Source organism: Bacillus sp. JZ105, assembly GCF_053903125.1.
The window spans coordinates 2,725,965-2,742,927 of sequence record NZ_CP096387.1 but is presented as its reverse complement, the minus strand read 5'-3'; the positions used below and the strand labels follow the sequence as shown (position 1 = coordinate 2,742,927).

Here is a 16,963-nt window from a genome sequence, read left to right as displayed (position 1 = left end):
CACAGAAAATTTACAAAATAAAAAATTCAATGAAGACAAAAAGGCACATTCCATATGAGGATGTGCCTTTTTTGTTTCTGTTATCCTTCTAAGAAAAAGAGCTGAATGAAAAATAAGACCGCAAAGATGAGAACAAGCACATGAACTTCTCTCCATTTCCCTTTCGCCAATTTCACAAGCGGATATGAAATAAATCCAAGTGAAATTCCTGTTGAGATACTAGAAGTCAGCGGCATCGAAAGAATAACAAGGAAAGCAGGGAATGCCTCGTCTAGTTCCTTCCAGCGAATGCGTGACACCGAGTTCATCATCAAGCAGCCAACAATGATTAAAACAGGTGATGTGATCGATGGTAAAGAAGAAATCGCTTGAACGAGCGGACCAAAAAATAATGCCACAATAAACAGTGCAGCGACCGTTAAAGACGTCAGCCCAGTTCTTCCGCCAGCAGCAACTCCTGATGATGATTCAATATAAGCAGTGGTTGGGCTTGTACCAAACATAGAACCAACCGTCGTGGCAGCAGAGTCAGCGAGCAGGGCTCTGCGCACTTTTGGCAGCTGTCCGTTTTTCATTAATCCGGCTTGTTCAGCAACACCGATCATCGTGCCTGTTGTATCAAAAATCGTCACCAGTAAGAAGGAGAAGACGACAGCATACAAATGATGAGAGAACACGTCACCAAAGGCAGCGATTGGATTTGTAATCAGCATGCCTTCAGGCAGTGCAGGGATGTCCATCAGTGTTTTAGGGAAATGAAGCTGGCCAGTTGCGAGCGCAATCAATGTGGTCGCTAACATGCCGATAAACAGTGCACCATTTATTTGCAGAACCATTAAAATCACCGAAATCATTAAGCCGACAAGCGTTAGAATGACAACAGGCGAGCTTAAATTGCCAAGCTTCACAAGGTTTTCTGGATCAGCAGCGATGATCCCAGACTGACGGAGGCCGATAAATGCAATGAAAAGCCCGATTCCTGCTGTAATGCCGTACTTTAAATTATCTGGAATGGCTTGAATCAGTTGTTTTCTAAGGGATGTTAACGATAAAATAATAAAGAGTATACCAGCAACAAATACCGCACTAAACGCTGTTTGATAGCTGATGCCGCCACCGCCGACAACGGTAAAGGTGAAATAGACATTCAGCCCCATGCCTGGTGCAATGGCAATCGGATAATTTGCAAATAGTGCCATCCAGAGCGTACCGACAACAGCAGCGATGATTGTTGCAGTAAAGACTTGGTCAAAAGGAATACCTGCTTTTGAAAGAATTCCAGGGTTGACGGCAACAATATAGACCATAGTGAAGAATGTCGTCATACCAGCGATTATTTCTTTCTTTATGTTGGTTTGATTTTCTTTTAACTGAAACATAAAATCCTCCATTTACGAACATTATTACAAAACAATTAATATAATATTCGTTTTAAGGGTGGATTGCAACCTTTTTTCAAGGAGGAATGGAAAAATGAATTGGGAAGCTGAAGTAATCCGAAAAAAAGACGACTTGATCAAGGACACACAATCTTTTTTACAAATTGAAAGTGTCCTTGATGAAGAAGGCGGCAAAGAAGGAAAGCCATTTGGTGAAAGAGTCGATGATGCCCTGCAGTATATGCTGAAAAAAGGGGAAGACGAAGGTTTCACAGTCAAGAATGTCGACGGCTATGCAGGTCATATTGAATATGGGGAAGGCGAAGACATCGTAGGTGTGCTGTGTCATGTGGACGTGGTGCCTGCTGGCGACGGCTGGACAACCCCGCCATTTTCAGCGGACATCAGAGAAAATAAAATCTTTGCACGCGGGGCTATTGATGATAAAGGCCCAACCATGGCGGCATTTTATGCGCTGAAGATCTTAAAAGATACTGGTCTGCATCTGTCGAAAAAAATCCGAATGATCATTGGCACAGATGAAGAAAGCGATTGGCGCTGTGTGGACCATTATTTCAAGCACGAAGCGATGCCGCAAATCGGATTTGCACCAGACGCCGATTTTCCGATTATTCATGCGGAAAAAGGGATTATTGATGCCACCTTGTCATTTACATATCAACAAACAGTGAATCATCAGCGCTATACGCTGAAGCAGTTTACATCGGGTATGAGGCTCAATATGGTGCCAGATGAGGCAGCTGCTACTGTGACTGCTGCACAGGAACACGATGCTGAATTATTAAAAACAGCTTTCGAAGCCTATCTTGCTGATCACCAATTATCTGGTGAGGTAAAAAGCGCAGCGGATGGACTGCATTTTACATTAAAAGGGGTATCTGTTCATGCCATGGAGCCGGCGCATGGGACAAATGCGGGCATTCATATGGCGAATTTCTTATGCGGACACGAATTAGATGAGCAGGGACTTGCCTTTACTTCCCAAATCAACGCTTTATTTGATCAGGATACAAGAGGACAAAAGCTGGGAATTGCTTGCAAAGATGAGATTAGTGGAGAGTTGACGTTGAATGTTGGGACAATCCGCTATACACAGAATGAGGAAGCAAAGCTAGGGTTAAATGTCCGCTATCCAGTAACAGCAGACGGCAAGGACGTCAAAAAAGGAATTGAAAGCATCAAAGGAGCGGCCCTTCTAAAATTCGAAGACAGCCCTCCGCATCACGTCTCAAAAGATCATCCGCTTGTGAAAACCTTGCAGCGGGTATATGAGGAACAAACGGGAGATCCTGCAACCCTTATTGCCATTGGGGGAGGAACGTATGCGAGATCTTTAGAAGCAGGCGTTGCTTTTGGACCTTTATTTCCTGGCAGACCAGACTGCGCCCATCAAAAGGATGAATATATTGAAATTGATGACTTACTAAGAGCAACAGCTCTTTATGCACAAGCCATGTATGAATTAGCAAAATAGAAATTGGAAAAGAGCAAAGGGGATTCATAGTGAAAAAAATGTTCTGATGCTCTTCATGACTTTGCGGATGAATCATTAATTGGGAAGCGCGTGACTTTCTTTCCAACGGCAAGTACTGTAGAAGAAGTCACGCGCTATGTAGAGGCAGCGAAGGAAGCCTTTCAGCAATTAGGGACGCAGCTTGAGACTGAGCAAGGAACAGGGATTTATTGCCCTGTTCCTTTTTTAATCTTGAAAAACATCACTTGATAAGTATCGTTCGCCCGTATCTGCTGTCATACAGATGACGATTTGATCTGCCGGTAATTGCTTGGCTGTTTCAATGGCTGCATAGCAAGCCGCCCCAGAGGATGGGCCTACTAAAATTCCTTCAAGCTTAGCAAGCTGCTGTGTGATGTGATAAGCATCTTCGTCACTTACTTGCACGATGTCATCATAGATGTGCTCGTTTAAAATATGGGGGATAAATCCTGGGCTTGTGCCAACGAGTTTATGCTTCCCAGGTTTCCCGCCAGATAAGACTGGGGAACCCTTAGGCTCTGCTACACGGATGGTTAAATGAGGGAATGCCTTTTTTAATTCCTCTCCAGTTCCTGTAATAGTACCGCCAGTTCCAGCTGTTGCGACAAAGGCTCCAAGGGGCTGTCCAAGTTGTTTCACAGCTTCCATAATTTCGACTGCTGTTGTTCCTCTATGTGCATCTGGGTTCGCTCTATTGTCAAACTGCATGGGAATAAAGCTATGAGGAATTTGAGCAGCCAGTTCCTCAGCCTTGCGGATGCAGCCTGGCATTTTTTCTTCTCCTGGGGTTAAGACGACCTGCGCCCCGTATGCCTTCAAAATATTGATTCTTTCCTTTGTCATCGTATCAGGCATGACAAGGATGGCTTTGTAGCCTCTTGCGGCGGCATTCATGGCTAAACCAATCCCTGTATTCCCGCTCGTAGGCTCAATAATGGTTGCTCCTTTTGTGAGTTTCCCTTGTTTTTCTGCTTCGACGATCATATTGTAAGCCGCGCGGTCTTTTACACTTCCGCTGGGATTAAATGATTCCAGCTTTAAGTAAACAGCCGCCGCATTCTCTGGCTGAAGCCGCTGTAATTTGACAAGCGGTGTATCGCCAATCAGCTCAGCTATATTTTGTGCAACTTTCATCAGATGACACCCTTTCTTCTCATTACGCATTTCTTTAGTTATACTATCATCAATGGGGATTCGTAAAGTTTGTTAAAAAAGGACAGGTGATATTGTGTCAGAAAACCGTCATTATTTTATAGGGATTCACATCCCTGAACAACTTGCGCATCAAATCAAACAAGACATTGATCAAAGGAGCGGACTGTTCTTTCAAAAATGGACAGCACCACATGATTATCATGTGACCCTTGTCTTTTTAGGCGCCATTCCAGAAGAGCGTTTAAAAAAGATCATCCAGCTGCTTGACATCCTTTCAAATGAAGTGTCTGCATTTCCACTAGAGCTGAATGAGGTAGGGCAGTTTGGTGCAACGGAACGCCCGAGAGTCTTTTTTGCAAAGCCTCATGAAAGTGAGCCGCTCATGCATGTAAGAGAAAAGGTAAAGGAAGCCGTCTTGTCAGCAGGACACCCTGTTGAAAAGAGACCGTTTCATCCGCATATGACGATTGCGCGCAAATGGAATGCGGATGACCCTTATGAAAAACAAGCGCCTTTACGCAAAGAGCCATATGTGATGGAAGTTTCTCGTATCACTTTATTTGAAATACGTCCGAAGGAAACCCCTCGTTATCACGCGGTCAAACAATTTACACTACATAAATGATTCTAGAAGTTGGAGTGAGCAGCAGATGGCGCAAATTATTAAAATTCAAGATTATATATCACGATATGAACAAGACCCGCATCACTATATCAATCAATTCAATCGGTTGAAAAAACAAAGATGGGACGAGTTAAAAAAGGCTTCAAAAGAGGAGGAGCAGCAACCGTTTGATCAAATTCCTCAACAAGCGCCAGAACAAGAGGAAGAAAAGAGAAAGAAATTCTCCTTAAAGAGAAAGCAAAAAGAAGCCGATATGAAAAAGGAACGGGACCTGAGTCTTTTTAACGAGCCGACAGATATAGAGCAAGGGGTTTTCAGAAACGTTCCTACCGATGAAACGAAGCTGATTCACTTTTTTAAGGATCATCTCTTTGAAGTGCAATTAAAATGGGCGAGTTCGACGATTTCACATATTTCAACCGTTTCCCATCATATTCGGTATGATGAAAAGCTGCGGATGCTTGCAAGGCAGCTCCCGGATTCTTATTTTGTGATGTACAAGCCGGTGCTGCTCATTCAAAAAGCTGAGATGGAATTATGTCCGATACTCATCACGCCGCTCGAAGTGATCTGTTTATCCTTCTTAGAGGCCGAGCCAGACAGTGTCTATATCGGAACAAAGGAACGTTTTTGGGAAAAACGGGCGACTGGGAAAGCTGTTCAGTCCGTCTTGAATCCTTGTGCAAGCCTTTTGCGTTCTGGCACCGTCGTGTCAAAGATCTTACAGCAAAGTGGTGTAGACCTTCCTGTGAAAAAAATCCTCATCAGCCGAACCTCTTATATTGATTTACCTGAAGTTCCATATGGGATGGAGGTGATCGATAAGAAGAAGGCAGAAGAGTGGTTTGAAAAGCAACGGAAAAATACGGCGCCGACAAAACATCAGCAATTTAAAGCGACAAAGGCATTGCTTGCTTATGGTGAATCAGACAGCAAAAGAAGACAGGAATGGCTCGATTAAAGGCATGATGGAAGGTCACGAAAAATGAGACCTGAGTGGAGCTAATATATGAATGAATGGTACTTTATCGTTAATCCAGAAGCAGGACATGGAAAAGGACTCCGCACATGGAGGAGCATAGAGAAAGAATTACAAAAGGTGGAGGTCTCTTATCGATCATTTCTCACCCAGCATGAAGGCCATGCAGAAGTTTTGGCAAGACAAATCAGTGCCATGCAGGATGACAGGCTGAAGCGCTTGATTGTCATTGGCGGTGACGGCACCATTCATGAAGTACTGAATGGCTTAAAGGAAATCGATCATGTGCAGCTTAGTTTTGTCCCTGCGGGTCATTGGAATGATGCTGCGAAGGGTCTCGGTATCCATCGTCATGATGTCCAAAAAGAAGTGAGAAAGCAAAAGAGAATGCTCACCAAAACATTTTCTCTCGGCTCCTTTCAAGATCATGCCGAAAGTCCGCAATCTGTTCTCTTTCTCAATCATATCGGTGTGGGGTTTGACGCACATGTACTGAGGAAAACGGTGCATTTTAGAGGGAAAAAGTGGCTGAAACGGCTGGGGCTTGGCTTTATCATCTACCCTCTGTCATTTCTCCATTCTTTATGGTCATTTAAGCCGTTTGATCTTGCGTTATTTATTGAAAATGAGAAGAAAGTCTTTCGCCAAGTGTGGTTTGTGATCGTATGCAATCACCCGTATTACGGGGGAGGGCTGGAAGCAGCGCCGGATGTGAGTGCGAGGCAGCCGGGTTTTCAAACGATGGTTGTCACAGATTTAAACCCATTCAAAGTCCTTTTGTTTCTAAGTGCAATGGTGTTCCGAAAGCACCTTGGGATGAAGGGGGTTACCCTGTTTCAGCATGAGGAAGCGTTTTTAGAAGCAGATGAAAAAATCTTATTTCACGCAGATGGAGAAGTGATCGGCGCAACGCCTGTCTTTGTAAAGGCAAGTGAACGATCCTTAAAATTACGTGCTTAAATAACTGGCGGTATGTCCGCAGTCAAAGAACCTTATGAAAAAAGCCTTCTTTTTTCATAAGGTTCTTGTCCTGATTTTTTAGTTTTGCTTGACGAGTATAAGAAGGTAACGATAAAATCTATAGGACGGCTATTGTTTAGCATCTCATTCTCAATAGCTGTCCTTTTTGTTTTTATGATCATATAAATAAAAAAAGAAACAGCCAATTGATCCTCAATCGGCTGAATTTTGTCGACTAAAAAAGCAAGATTTAAAATATTTTAAGAAATGATGGGTTGAAAATTGATATGAACTGGTTGGGACAAATATTAGGTAGCGAATGGCACATCTCTCCGGCTGGAGGCGCTACGGGGGATGCGTACTTCGCAACACACAATGACCAAAAGCTATTTTTAAAACGCAATACGTCACCGTTTCTTGCGGTTTTGTCAGCTGAAGGCATTGTGCCGAAGCTTGTCTGGACAAAACGGATGGAAAATGGAGATGTGATTACTGCACAGCACTGGCTGAGCGGCAGAGAGCTGAAGCCAAAGGACATGAATGATCGTCCTGTAGCAGAGCAGCTAAGAAAAATTCATACATCAAAAGAATTGCTCGATATGCTGAAACGATTAGAGAAGCACTCTCTAGACCCAGAATCCATTCTGATGCATCTGAAACAGTCCATATTAAACGAGCAAATTGATTCACAAGACATCTCGCGTGCCATCCAGTATTTAGAGAAGCATGTGGAAGCTGTCCATTTTGAGGACAAGGTCGTCTGTCATTGCGATCTCAATCATAATAATTGGCTGCTGACAGATGAAAACCAGCTCTATTTGATCGATTGGGATGGGGCGATGATTGCAGACCCAGCGATTGATCTTGGACCGCTTTTATACCATTATGTTGAGGAAGAGAACTGGGAAAGCTGGCTCTCTATGTACGGCGCCCCGCTGACGGACAATTTGCGAAAGCGCATGGCGTGGTACGTGCTCGCTGAAACCGTATCGTTTGTCGTTTGGCATAAACGAAAAGGAAATGAAAAGGCGCAAAAAGAAGTGCAAGCGGAGCTAAATGCACTCTTAAAACGGTTAAACATCCATTAAGACAGTGGAATGTTCTCGACCCACTCAGACAGATGTGATTGATGCTCCTCAATATGTGCATCAATTGAACTGACAGAGGTGCCCTTTTGGCTGTAATCATAAATATCTGTTAACAGCTGACGAATGTCGGGATCCAGATCTTCTTTTGCCAGCATTAATTGAATCACGCGTCCCACCTGTTCATATTCTGCAACAGTCCCGCAGCAATCCAGCTGGTGATCGGTTAAAATATCTTTGATTAATTGAAGCTGATGTTGACGGTTTAAACCCATACAAATGCTCCTTTCCTGCGTGTCATTTATGAGGTTAAACTGTGCATTCAGCGCCCAATTTATACATGCGGCAGACCAGCTCAAGCGAAGGGCTGGTCTTTTTATATGGACATAGAAGATGCTGTCTTGCGGGTCTTTATGTTTCATGGTATCTTGATAAAATGTAAAGAAAATAGAGGTGTATCAAATTGAGAATGCGACATAAACCATGGGCTGATGATTACTTAGCTGAGAATGCTCATATTGCTTTAGCAAGTCCCGAGCAATATAAAGGGAAATGGCATGAGCTGTTTGGAAATGATCATCCAATCCATATCGAAGTTGGGACAGGAAAAGGGAGCTTTATTGCTGGAATGGGCAAGCTTCATCCTGATATCAACTATATTGGCATTGAATTATTTAAAAGTGTTATTGTGACAGCAGTAGATAAAATCAAAGAGACAGATGTTGAAAATGTAAAGCTTTTGAACATCAATGCTGAGACGCTGACAGATGTGTTTGCGGAAAATGAGATTGACCGGGTATATTTGAATTTCTCTGATCCGTGGCCAAAAGCAAGACACGAAAAGCGCAGATTGACGTTTAAAACCTTTTTAGAGCGATATGAACATATTCTCCGTCCAGGCGGTGAGTTACATTTCAAAACAGATAACCGCGGGTTATTTGAATATTCCTTAAAAAGTTTTTCTGCATATGGTCTTCTTTTAACGTATGTCAGTCTAGATTTACATGAAGACGGCTTAGAAGGAAATGTGATGACTGAATATGAAGAGAAATTCTCTTCTATGGGACAACCGATCTATCGATCAGAAGTCAAATTCCCAGAATAACAAGTGACTTCAAGCTGGCTGCAAAGAAAAATGGCAGTCAGCTTTTTTTATGAAAAGATTGGTGCATGCGATTTTTGGCTGTATTTGCTACGATAGAAAAAGGAGGGATGACAGCAATGGAGACAATGAAAATAGGTGAAATGGAACTGTTTTGGTTAAATGGGGGAGATACGCACATGGACGGCGGAGCGATGTTTGGTGTCGTGCCAAAACCATTATGGTCAAAAAAATACCCGGTAAATGACCGCAATCAAATTGAATTACGATGTGATCCAATTCTCATTCGGTGGAACGGTCTTCATCTGTTAGTGGATTCCGGCATCGGATCAGGGAAGCTGACAGATAAACAAAAACGCAATTACGGCGTGACAGAGGAAACCAAATTGGAAGAATCTCTAGCGGCGCTTGGCCTGCGACCATCAGATATTGATTACGTATTAATGACACATCTGCACTTTGATCATGCCAGCGGATTAACAAAACGTGAAGGCGATAAGCTTGTGTCTGTTTTTCAGCAGGCAAAAATCATCACATCGAAAATCGAATGGGATGAAATGAGAGCGCCGAACATTCGCTCAAGAAATACATATTGGAAAGAAAACTGGGAGCCTGTGGCAGACCAAGTGGTCACATTTGAAGAAAGCATCGAAGTGACAGAAGGCATCGAGCTGCATCATACAGGCGGACACAGCAATGGTCATAGCATTTTAACGCTCACAAGTGAAGGTGAAACAGCGATTCATTTAGCTGATATCATGCCAACACATGCTCATAAAAATCCACTTTGGGTTTTGGCATATGATGATTACCCAATGACCTCGATTCCAGCCAAGCAAAAGTGGCAGGCATTTGCAGAAGAAAAAAATGCGTGGTACTTGTTTTATCATGATGCCATTTATCGTGCTGTAAAATGGGACGAAGACGGGCAGATCACACACGAAATCAAAAGAGAAACAGGAAGATAAAAGATCATCTGTATGTTTTTTTCGCCTTTCACACAAAATAACGACAAAATGAACTTGTGAAAGGAAGAGTGCAGGTGAACCAATTTTATCGTGTACATGGTGATGTGATCGAAACACCATTAAGAGGGATGGAAGTCATGTCAGTCCCTTATTTAAACAAAGGGGTTGCATTTACAAAGGAAGAGCGGGAGGAGCTCGGGTTAAAGGGATTTCTTCCGCCTAAGGTCTTAACCTTAGAGGATCAGGCAAAGCGTGCATATGAGCAGTTTAAGGCACAGCCGGATGATCTAGGGAAAAATGTGTATTTAACATCACTTCATGATAGAAATGAAGTGCTTTTTTACAAATTACTTAATGAGCACTTGGCGGAAATGCTTCCGATTGTCTACACGCCGACTGTAGGGACGGCTATTCAGCGTTATAGCCATGAGTATCGAAAGCCAAGAGGACTGTATTTATCGATTGATGATCTAGAAGGCATGGAAGAGATTTTTGCCTCTTATGGTGTCGATGAATCAATCGACTTAATCGTTGCAACTGATGCAGAAGGCATTTTAGGCATTGGAGACTGGGGCGTTGGCGGGATTGCCATTTCAGTTGGTAAACTTGCTGTTTATACAGCTGCAGCAGGCATTGATCCCAGCCGCGTGCTGGCAGTAGTGCTTGATGCTGGAACGAACCAGGAAAGTCTCTTGAATGATCCGCTTTATGTTGGAAATCAGCACTCCCGCGTTCGAGGAGAGCGCTATGATCAGTTCATTGATCAATATGTCGAGCTTGCCCGCGCTACTTTCCCAAATGCCCTCCTTCACTGGGAAGACTTTGGGACAAAGAATGCCCGTGCGATATTGGAAAAATATAAGGACCGTATTTGTACATTTAACGATGACATTCAAGGGACTGGCGCTGTTTCACTTGCTGCAGTTCTAGCATGTGCAAAAGCTTCGAAGGTTCCGCTGAAAGATCACCGTATCGTCATTTTTGGAGCGGGTACGGCAGGTATTGGCATAGCCGAGCAAATCCGTGATGCGATCGTCAGAGACGGAGTCAAAGAAGAGGAGTCCTACGATCATTTCTGGTGTATTGATAAAACGGGGCTGCTCACAGATGATTCACCTGACATTCAGCCATTTCAAAAGCCGTATGCAAGACGTTCTGACGAAGTAAAGGATTATGCCCGTAATGGTCCAAAGCATTCGATTGATCTATTAGAGGTCGTCAAGCAGGCGAAACCAACAATCTTAATTGGCACTTCGACGGTCGGAGGTGCTTTTACAGAGGAAATTGTAAAAGAAATGGCGTCACACGTGGAGCGCCCTGCGATTTTACCGATGTCGAATCCGACCCCTCTTTCAGAAGCAAAGCCGCAAGATCTGATTGAGTGGACTGAAGGACGTGCCCTTGTGACAACGGGAAGTCCATTTGCTCCTGTCGAATATGGCGGTGTCACATATGAAATTGGACAAGCGAATAATGCCCTTGTCTTCCCAGGACTTGGTCTAGGCACAATTGTGTCAAAAGCCAGGTTGATGACAGACAGAATGTTTGTTGCGAGTGCTGAAGCCATTGCAAGCATGGTCAATGTTGGGAAGCCGGGTGCAGCGATGCTGCCAAGTGTCGATCAGCTTCGAACCGTTTCAGCGACAGTGGCCGTCCGTGTGGCCCAGGCAGCAATTGATGAAGGAATAGCAGAAGAAACGCCTGATGATCTTATTCAGGCTGTGCAGGACGCTATGTGGCATCCTGTGTACAAAAAAATCAAAGCCATATAAAAAAAGCTTCGCAAGGACACGTCTTTGCGAAGCTTTCTTGATCAAGCAACAGAATCAATGACATCCACGATCATGCCAGTTTTGGCATCAATCATCACTTCATACTGTTCAAGCTCACCAAAAGCAGAGCGGGTAATGCCAGATTTGTACACATCAATCGTTTCACCATTTACGGTATACGGTTCTGGTACAGTATAAATCCAAGAGCCATCAATCGGGCCGCGCTGTTTAAAAGCAGATTTCACAATTTTTAATGCTTTTTCAGATGAGATATACGTAGGGAAAAATACTTTTTTTGCAACAATTGCAGCGGCTACGCCAATACTCGCACCAATCAGAACATGTTTTAACTTCAACGTGCTGCACCTCCGTATTGCTGTTTTTTCCATTATACAAAACTTGTCCATTGATGTTAAGGAATCCGAATACTTGAAAGCATATTCAAAATTTCTGGAGAGATACTTGGAAAACCGAAAGAATTCTTATAGTATAAAGTGAGTGTTATTTTTATAGGAATATATATGGTCATTACATAGAAACGAGGTAAACTGTAGAATGAACGAAGAAACATTGTCGCTTTTCCGAAATTTAACAGAATTACAGGGAACTCCAGGAAATGAGCACCATGTGCGTGCTTTTATGAAAAAGGAACTTAAGAAATATTCTGATGAACTCATTCAAGACCGTCTTGGCGGAGTGTTTGGCGTACGCAAGGGGCAGGAAAACGCACCGAAAATTATGGTAGCGGGTCATATGGATGAAGTCGGATTCATGGTCTCATCGATTACGAAAAACGGGATGATTCGTTTTCAAACACTTGGCGGCTGGTGGAGTCAAGTCATGCTGGCGCAGCGTGTGGACGTTCATACCGACCGCGGGCCAATTCCTGGTGTTGTCTCTAGTACACCTCCTCACCTTCTGACGCCAGAACAAAAAAGCAAACCTGTAAAGCCGTCAGATATGCTCATTGATATTGGTGCAGACAGTGAAGAAGAGGCAAAAGAGCTTGGCGTTCGTCCGGGACAGCAAATCGTTCCTGCAACGGTTTTTACCCCAATGGCGAATCCAAAAAAGATTTTAGCAAAGGCTTGGGATAACCGCTATGGCTGCGGCCTTGCAATTGAATTATTAAAAGAATTAAAAGACGAAACACTTTCATGTCAGCTGTACTCAGGAGCAACTGTTCAAGAGGAAGTAGGGCTTAGAGGGGCTGAGGCAGCTGCGAATATGATTCAGCCAGATCTTTTCTTCGCTTTAGATGCGAGTCCTGCAAACGATGTGACAGGTGACAAAACACAGTTCGGCCAGCTTGGAAAAGGTGCACTTCTGCGTATTTATGATCGGACAATGATTACGCACCGCGGAATGAGAGACTTTGTGCTTGATACTGCTGAGACAAACAACATTCCATATCAATATTTCGTATCTCCGGGTGGTACGGACGCTGGACGTGTTCATGTTTCAAACCAAGGTGTGCCTTCTGCTGTCATTGGGGTTTGCGCACGCTACATTCATACAAGTCATTCTGTTTTGCATGTGGATGATTACGCAGCGGCTAAAGAATTAATTGTCCGCCTTGTCAAAAATTGTGATCAAAGTACAGTGGATTCTATTTATCAACAAGTATAAATAGAATAGAAAAAGGCTGCTTCTTCAATGAGAGCAGCTTCAGCGTGTAGACAAACCCTCGCATTCTGTGTCAGTCCTGCGTGCCGGTGCTCACGAATGTACAATTCGCTCCGCTCCGGTACTCGTCCTTCCTAGGGTTGCAAAGGTTTTCTATCACGCTGAAAAGAAGACAAAGGGCTAAAATAAACATCATTTTAGCCCTTTGTCAACAATCTGAGGCTGCTTCTTCAATAAGAGCAGCCTTTTTTCTTATTGCTGTTCAAACACATAAGATAACGCCTTGATCGCTTGGTTTACGGTTTCCACAGTGATATTTGCTTTGTTTGAGAGTTCTTTTAACGGATGGTGCAGCTCTTTTGGACGGATTAAAATAAGAGGTTTCCCTTTTGCAATCGCAGCAGATGCATCCATGGCTGTGTTCCACTGTTTATATTTCTCACCAAAGCGTGCAATGACGACATCTGCTTTGTTTAATAAAATTTCAGTACGAAAATTGTTCAAATCAGAAGCTGCATCATCTTTGAAAATGGCATTCGGCTGCTCACCTAAAATATCCTCACCGATATTATCTGAGCGGTCATGATTCTCCATTGGACCGACAAATGTCACTGGCAGCTTCAAAGATTGGCTTTTCTCCTTGATTTCATCACGCCACTGGCTATGAATTTCTCCTGCTAAATAGACAGTTAATTGCATAACGGTCTCCTCCTTTTGTACAAACTTAGTAAAGGTTTGTCCTGTTTCTTTTCATGTTACACAAGAAGTGCTTGATAAAGCAAAAAAAATATGATTATGATATTCATGGTAGAGACTATTTTTCATCGTAAGAATACTACATATAATGGGAAGGACAGGCCTCTTCGTCTTTCCTATGAGAAAGCAGGAAGACGACGTTGATGACTTATTTGAAAAGAAAGGGGATCTCCCTTTCGCCAAAGGTGTATTTCATTGATGCACTTTCTTATATGGCTTTAGGTCTATTTGCTACATTAGTGGTAGGTCTGATTTTAAAAACAGCAGGCGGTCTGTTATCACTTTCTCTCATTGTGAAAATGGGTACGCTTGCTATGGGTCTGATGGGACCGGCAATTGGCGTAGCAGTTGCTTATCGCTTAAATGCTTCTCCATTAATCATTTTTGCAAGTGTTGTCTCAGGTGCCGCTGGAGCAGAGCTTGGGGGGCCTGCTGGAAGTTTTGCCGCAGCATTAATTGGTGTGGAACTCGGCAAGCTGGTCAGTGGTGAGACAAGAATTGATATTATTTTAACGCCGCTTGTCACTATTATCACTGGCTTTTTCACCGCTGCTTTCATCGGACCTGGGATTGAAGCCATGATGACAGGGCTCGGCAGGCTCATCATGTGGGGGACAGACCAAAGCCCGCTGATCATGGGCATGCTGGTAGCGACCATTGTTGGCCTTGCCCTCAGTTCTCCAATCTCAAGTGCTGCACTTGCGCTGATGCTTGACTTAAGCGGAACCGCTGCTGGTGCTGCAACGATTGGCTGCTGTACTCAAATGGTCGGCTTTGCCGCTACGGGCTTTAGAGAAAATGGCTTTGGCGGTCTTGCGGCTGTCGGCATTGGGACGTCAAAATTGCAGCTTTCGAACATTGTGAAAAATCCCCTCATTCTGATTCCGCCGACGATTGCTGGTCTCATTCTCGCGCCAATTGGTATTATTGGCTTTGGGATGGTCAATAATGCGGCAGGAGCGGGAATGGGAACGAGCGGCCTTGTTGGACAGCTCATGACCCTGACCGTCATGGGGTTTCATCCATCTGTATTTCTGGCGATAGCTCTCTTGCATATCGTTGGCCCGGCAGTGATTAGTTTGGTAGTATCAGAATGGATGAGAAAGAAAGGCTATATACAACTCGGAGATTTAACCATACAAACTGGAGGAATGAAACATGAAAAAAATTGAATCTAACGAAGAATTACAAAAAGTGATTCAAGAAGACTTAACGGTATTGCTGTTTTCAGCTGACTGGTGCCCGGACTGCACATTTATTGAGCCATTCTTGCCAGAGCTTGAAGCAAACTACCCAGAATTTGAGTACTTCTATGTTGATAGAGACAAGTTCATTGACACTTGTGCAGAGTGGGAAATTTACGGCATTCCAAGCTTTTTAGTCTTTAAAAACGGACAAGAGATTAACCGCTTTGTCAGCAAAGATCGTAAGACAAAGGAAGAGATTGAAGCATTTTTAACAGATTCTCTTTCTAAATAACGAAAGGAGAGTCTAAAACGATGGCAAAAATGACATCAAGACAGCTTGCGAACGAACTCAAAAGCCGTCTGACGAACGACAGCTGGTCACACCAGTTTGACCGGGAAAAAGATACGCTTCGTATTGAAGATAAACAAACAGGCAAAGGCATCACACTAGAGCTCCCGCCAATAATTGCAAAGTGGGAAGTAAAGCCTGATGAAACCATCGATGAGATCGTTTATTATGTGAAAGAAGCGCTGAGTGCCATGAAAGGCGAAGCGCAGCACATTTCAGGAAAAGAAAAGCAGATCTATCCAGTCATTCGTTCCACTTCCTTTCCTGAGGCATCAAGTGATGGGATTCCGCTTGTGTTTGATGAGCATACAGCAGAAACGAGAATCTACTATGCACTTGATCTTGGAAGCACCTACCGATTAATTGATGACAAGATGCTTCAAAAGGAAAACTGGACAAAAGAGCGAATCAGAGAAACTGCCAGCTTCAACGTCCGTTCACTTAAAACTGTAGTGAAAATGGATGAAGTGGCAGGCAACCGGTTTTATTTCTTCCGTGCAAATGACGGGTATGACGCCAGCAGACTTTTAAATGAATCGTTATTACAAGAATACGCGCAAAAAATAGACGGACAAATGGCGATTTCTGTTCCCCATCAAGACGTTTTCATCATTGCTGATGTTCGCAATGATTCAGGCTATGATATTTTAGGACAGATGTCGATGAGCTTCTTCGCCAGCGGTACGGTTCCGATTACCGCATTATCATTTTTATATGATGAGGGGAAGCTTGAACCGATCTTTATACTTGCAAAAAGCAGACCAAAACAGCAGTAGAAGGGAATTTTGAAGAATGAACGTTTTTTATAATGCAGAAGGTGTAGGCGACACACTCCTTATTTCATTGAAAGATGTGACGAGAGAAGAAGTAGGTCATGAGACGTTTGGAGATGTTGTACGAATCTTCAATCAAGAAACAAAAGAAACAACAGGCTTTAATATCTTCAATGCATCCACTTACATGAAAATTGAAGAAAACGGATCTGTCCCGCTTTCTGAAACCATTGTTCAAGATATCAATGAAATTTTAAACCGCAACGGTGTCAATGAAACGTTGACTGTGGATCTATCACCAAAATTTGTTGTCGGCTATGTGAAGGAAAAGGAAAAGCATCCGAACGCAGATAAATTAAACATTTGCCAAGTCGATGTGGGCGATGAAACCTTACAAATCGTGTGCGGTGCACCAAACGTTGACCAAGGCCAATATGTCGTGGTGGCGAAGGTCGGTGCAGTGATGCCAAGCGGTATGGTCATCAAAGGTGCTGAGCTTAGAGGCGTTCCATCAAGCGGCATGATCTGTTCAGCGAAAGAGTTAGATCTTCCAGACGCACCTGCTGAAAAAGGGATTCTTGTTTTAGATGGAAGCCATCAAGCTGGCGAACCCTTTAAAGCGTAACCTCCCATAAACGGGCACATAGAAGCGAAGAATGTGTTATACCAAAAGTCACTAAGTACGTACTTAGTGACTTTTTTTCATCTACAGACAGCATGAACAGCAAAAA

General features: G+C 43.4%; 18 protein-coding genes and 1 pseudogene. 14 read left to right on the top strand and 5 right to left on the bottom strand.

What is annotated here, in order from left to right; all coding sequences use genetic code 11:
* Window positions 1-80: 80 nt before the first annotated feature.
* Complete coding sequence (locus tag M1D81_RS14050) at window positions 81-1,379, bottom strand: NCS2 family permease (RefSeq protein WP_456266587.1); 1,299 nt, start codon at window positions 1,377-1,379, stop codon at window positions 81-83.
* Between the two features lie 94 nt (window positions 1,380-1,473).
* On the opposite strand from M1D81_RS14050, the gene pepV reads away from it, so the two are divergent.
* Both pepV and M1D81_RS14040 read left to right on the top strand, forming a co-directional pair.
* On the top strand, window positions 1,474-2,874 hold the full coding sequence (gene pepV / locus M1D81_RS14045; RefSeq protein ID WP_456266588.1) for a dipeptidase PepV: 1,401 nt from the start codon (window positions 1,474-1,476) through the stop codon (window positions 2,872-2,874).
* Between the two features lie 48 nt (window positions 2,875-2,922).
* Window positions 2,923-3,060, top strand: a pseudogene (locus M1D81_RS14040) (Type 1 glutamine amidotransferase-like domain-containing protein); the annotation flags it as partial.
* 39 nt (window positions 3,061-3,099) lie between these two features.
* Here M1D81_RS14040 and cysK read toward each other — a convergent pair.
* On the bottom strand, window positions 3,100-4,029 hold the full coding sequence (gene cysK / locus M1D81_RS14035) for a cysteine synthase A (protein WP_456266589.1): 930 nt from the start codon (window positions 4,027-4,029) through the stop codon (window positions 3,100-3,102).
* A gap of 94 nt (window positions 4,030-4,123) precedes the next feature.
* Here cysK and thpR point away from each other — a divergent pair, with 94 nt between their 5' ends.
* The 4 genes from thpR (at window position 4,124) to M1D81_RS14015 (ending at window position 7,702) form a co-directional block, all read left to right on the top strand.
* Entirely contained in the window at window positions 4,124-4,675 is a 552-nt protein-coding gene (thpR, locus tag M1D81_RS14030) for an RNA 2',3'-cyclic phosphodiesterase (protein ID WP_456266590.1), read from the top strand.
* A gap of 25 nt (window positions 4,676-4,700) precedes the next feature.
* Window positions 4,701-5,636, top strand: a complete 936-nt coding sequence (locus M1D81_RS14025) for a hypothetical protein (protein ID WP_456266591.1) — start codon at window positions 4,701-4,703, stop codon at window positions 5,634-5,636.
* 48 nt (window positions 5,637-5,684) lie between these two features.
* The gene (locus M1D81_RS14020) at window positions 5,685-6,614 is read left to right on the top strand and encodes a YegS/Rv2252/BmrU family lipid kinase (protein WP_456266592.1); all 930 of its coding nucleotides are present in this window, start codon (window positions 5,685-5,687) and stop codon (window positions 6,612-6,614) included.
* A gap of 287 nt (window positions 6,615-6,901) precedes the next feature.
* A complete protein-coding gene (locus tag M1D81_RS14015; protein WP_024424868.1) occupies window positions 6,902-7,702 on the top strand; it encodes a phosphotransferase family protein in 801 nt (266 codons plus the stop codon).
* Here the strand turns inward: M1D81_RS14015 and M1D81_RS14010 are convergent.
* Window positions 7,699-7,974, bottom strand: coding sequence for a YtzH-like family protein (locus tag M1D81_RS14010; protein WP_025092409.1), 276 nt, complete (start codon window positions 7,972-7,974; stop codon window positions 7,699-7,701). The two genes, M1D81_RS14015 and M1D81_RS14010, sit on opposite strands and share 4 nt — an antisense overlap.
* A gap of 188 nt (window positions 7,975-8,162) precedes the next feature.
* On the opposite strand from M1D81_RS14010, the gene trmB reads away from it, so the two are divergent.
* From trmB to M1D81_RS13995, 3 genes are all read left to right on the top strand, one after another.
* Window positions 8,163-8,804, top strand: coding sequence for a tRNA (guanosine(46)-N7)-methyltransferase TrmB (gene trmB / locus M1D81_RS14005; protein ID WP_024424866.1), 642 nt, complete (start codon window positions 8,163-8,165; stop codon window positions 8,802-8,804).
* Window positions 8,805-8,920: 116 nt separating this feature from the next.
* Window positions 8,921-9,769, top strand: coding sequence for a YtnP family quorum-quenching lactonase (locus tag M1D81_RS14000; RefSeq protein ID WP_135032608.1), 849 nt, complete (start codon window positions 8,921-8,923; stop codon window positions 9,767-9,769).
* A 74-nt stretch (window positions 9,770-9,843) separates the two neighbouring features.
* The gene (locus M1D81_RS13995) at window positions 9,844-11,541 is read left to right on the top strand and encodes an NAD-dependent malic enzyme (RefSeq protein WP_456270882.1); all 1,698 of its coding nucleotides are present in this window, start codon (window positions 9,844-9,846) and stop codon (window positions 11,539-11,541) included.
* 41 nt (window positions 11,542-11,582) lie between these two features.
* On the opposite strand, the gene M1D81_RS13990 is transcribed toward M1D81_RS13995, so the two are convergent.
* A complete protein-coding gene (locus M1D81_RS13990; RefSeq protein WP_003217759.1) occupies window positions 11,583-11,897 on the bottom strand; it encodes a PepSY domain-containing protein in 315 nt (104 codons plus the stop codon).
* 199 nt (window positions 11,898-12,096) lie between these two features.
* Between M1D81_RS13990 and M1D81_RS13985 the strand changes: the two genes are divergently transcribed.
* Entirely contained in the window at window positions 12,097-13,170 is a 1,074-nt protein-coding gene (locus tag M1D81_RS13985; protein ID WP_456266593.1) for a M42 family metallopeptidase, read from the top strand.
* A 249-nt stretch (window positions 13,171-13,419) separates the two neighbouring features.
* Here the strand turns inward: M1D81_RS13985 and M1D81_RS13980 are convergent, their stop codons facing one another.
* Window positions 13,420-13,866, bottom strand: coding sequence for a YtoQ family protein (locus tag M1D81_RS13980; protein ID WP_024426182.1), 447 nt, complete (start codon window positions 13,864-13,866; stop codon window positions 13,420-13,422).
* Between the two features lie 200 nt (window positions 13,867-14,066).
* On the opposite strand from M1D81_RS13980, the gene M1D81_RS13975 reads away from it, so the two are divergent.
* From M1D81_RS13975 to ytpR, 4 genes are read left to right on the top strand one after another with little or no spacing between them, the layout of a single operon-like run.
* Window positions 14,067-15,095, top strand: a complete 1,029-nt coding sequence (locus M1D81_RS13975) for a PTS transporter subunit IIC (protein WP_456266594.1) — start codon at window positions 14,067-14,069, stop codon at window positions 15,093-15,095.
* Window positions 15,082-15,402 carry a thioredoxin family protein gene (locus M1D81_RS13970; protein ID WP_024424860.1) on the top strand — a complete coding sequence of 107 codons (321 nt, stop codon included), beginning with the start codon at window positions 15,082-15,084 and terminating at the stop codon, window positions 15,400-15,402. The genes M1D81_RS13975 and M1D81_RS13970 overlap by 14 nt, the downstream gene beginning before the upstream one ends.
* A gap of 20 nt (window positions 15,403-15,422) precedes the next feature.
* On the top strand, window positions 15,423-16,235 hold the full coding sequence (locus M1D81_RS13965) for a DUF1444 domain-containing protein (RefSeq protein WP_456266595.1): 813 nt from the start codon (window positions 15,423-15,425) through the stop codon (window positions 16,233-16,235).
* 16 nt (window positions 16,236-16,251) lie between these two features.
* Window positions 16,252-16,857 carry a YtpR family tRNA-binding protein gene (gene ytpR, locus M1D81_RS13960; RefSeq protein WP_456266596.1) on the top strand — a complete coding sequence of 202 codons (606 nt, stop codon included), beginning with the start codon at window positions 16,252-16,254 and terminating at the stop codon, window positions 16,855-16,857.
* Window positions 16,858-16,963: the final 106 nt, after the last annotated feature.

Coding starts and splice junctions, on each gene's coding strand:
- M1D81_RS14050 (WP_456266587.1), bottom strand. CDS start 1,379: ATGTTTCAGTTAAAAGAAAATCAAACCAACATAAAGAAAGAAATAATC.
- pepV (WP_456266588.1), top strand. CDS start 1,474: ATGAATTGGGAAGCTGAAGTAATCCGAAAAAAAGACGACTTGATCAAG.
- cysK (WP_456266589.1), bottom strand. CDS start 4,029: ATGAAAGTTGCACAAAATATAGCTGAGCTGATTGGCGATACACCGCTT.
- M1D81_RS14025 (WP_456266591.1), top strand. CDS start 4,701: ATGGCGCAAATTATTAAAATTCAAGATTATATATCACGATATGAACAA.
- M1D81_RS14020 (WP_456266592.1), top strand. CDS start 5,685: ATGAATGAATGGTACTTTATCGTTAATCCAGAAGCAGGACATGGAAAA.
- M1D81_RS14015 (WP_024424868.1), top strand. CDS start 6,902: ATGAACTGGTTGGGACAAATATTAGGTAGCGAATGGCACATCTCTCCG.
- M1D81_RS14010 (WP_025092409.1), bottom strand. CDS start 7,974: ATGGGTTTAAACCGTCAACATCAGCTTCAATTAATCAAAGATATTTTA.
- M1D81_RS14000 (WP_135032608.1), top strand. CDS start 8,921: ATGGAGACAATGAAAATAGGTGAAATGGAACTGTTTTGGTTAAATGGG.
- M1D81_RS13985 (WP_456266593.1), top strand. CDS start 12,097: ATGAACGAAGAAACATTGTCGCTTTTCCGAAATTTAACAGAATTACAG.
- M1D81_RS13980 (WP_024426182.1), bottom strand. CDS start 13,866: ATGCAATTAACTGTCTATTTAGCAGGAGAAATTCATAGCCAGTGGCGT.
- M1D81_RS13975 (WP_456266594.1), top strand. CDS start 14,067: ATGACTTATTTGAAAAGAAAGGGGATCTCCCTTTCGCCAAAGGTGTAT.
- M1D81_RS13970 (WP_024424860.1), top strand. CDS start 15,082: ATGAAAAAAATTGAATCTAACGAAGAATTACAAAAAGTGATTCAAGAA.
- M1D81_RS13965 (WP_456266595.1), top strand. CDS start 15,423: ATGGCAAAAATGACATCAAGACAGCTTGCGAACGAACTCAAAAGCCGT.
- ytpR (WP_456266596.1), top strand. CDS start 16,252: ATGAACGTTTTTTATAATGCAGAAGGTGTAGGCGACACACTCCTTATT.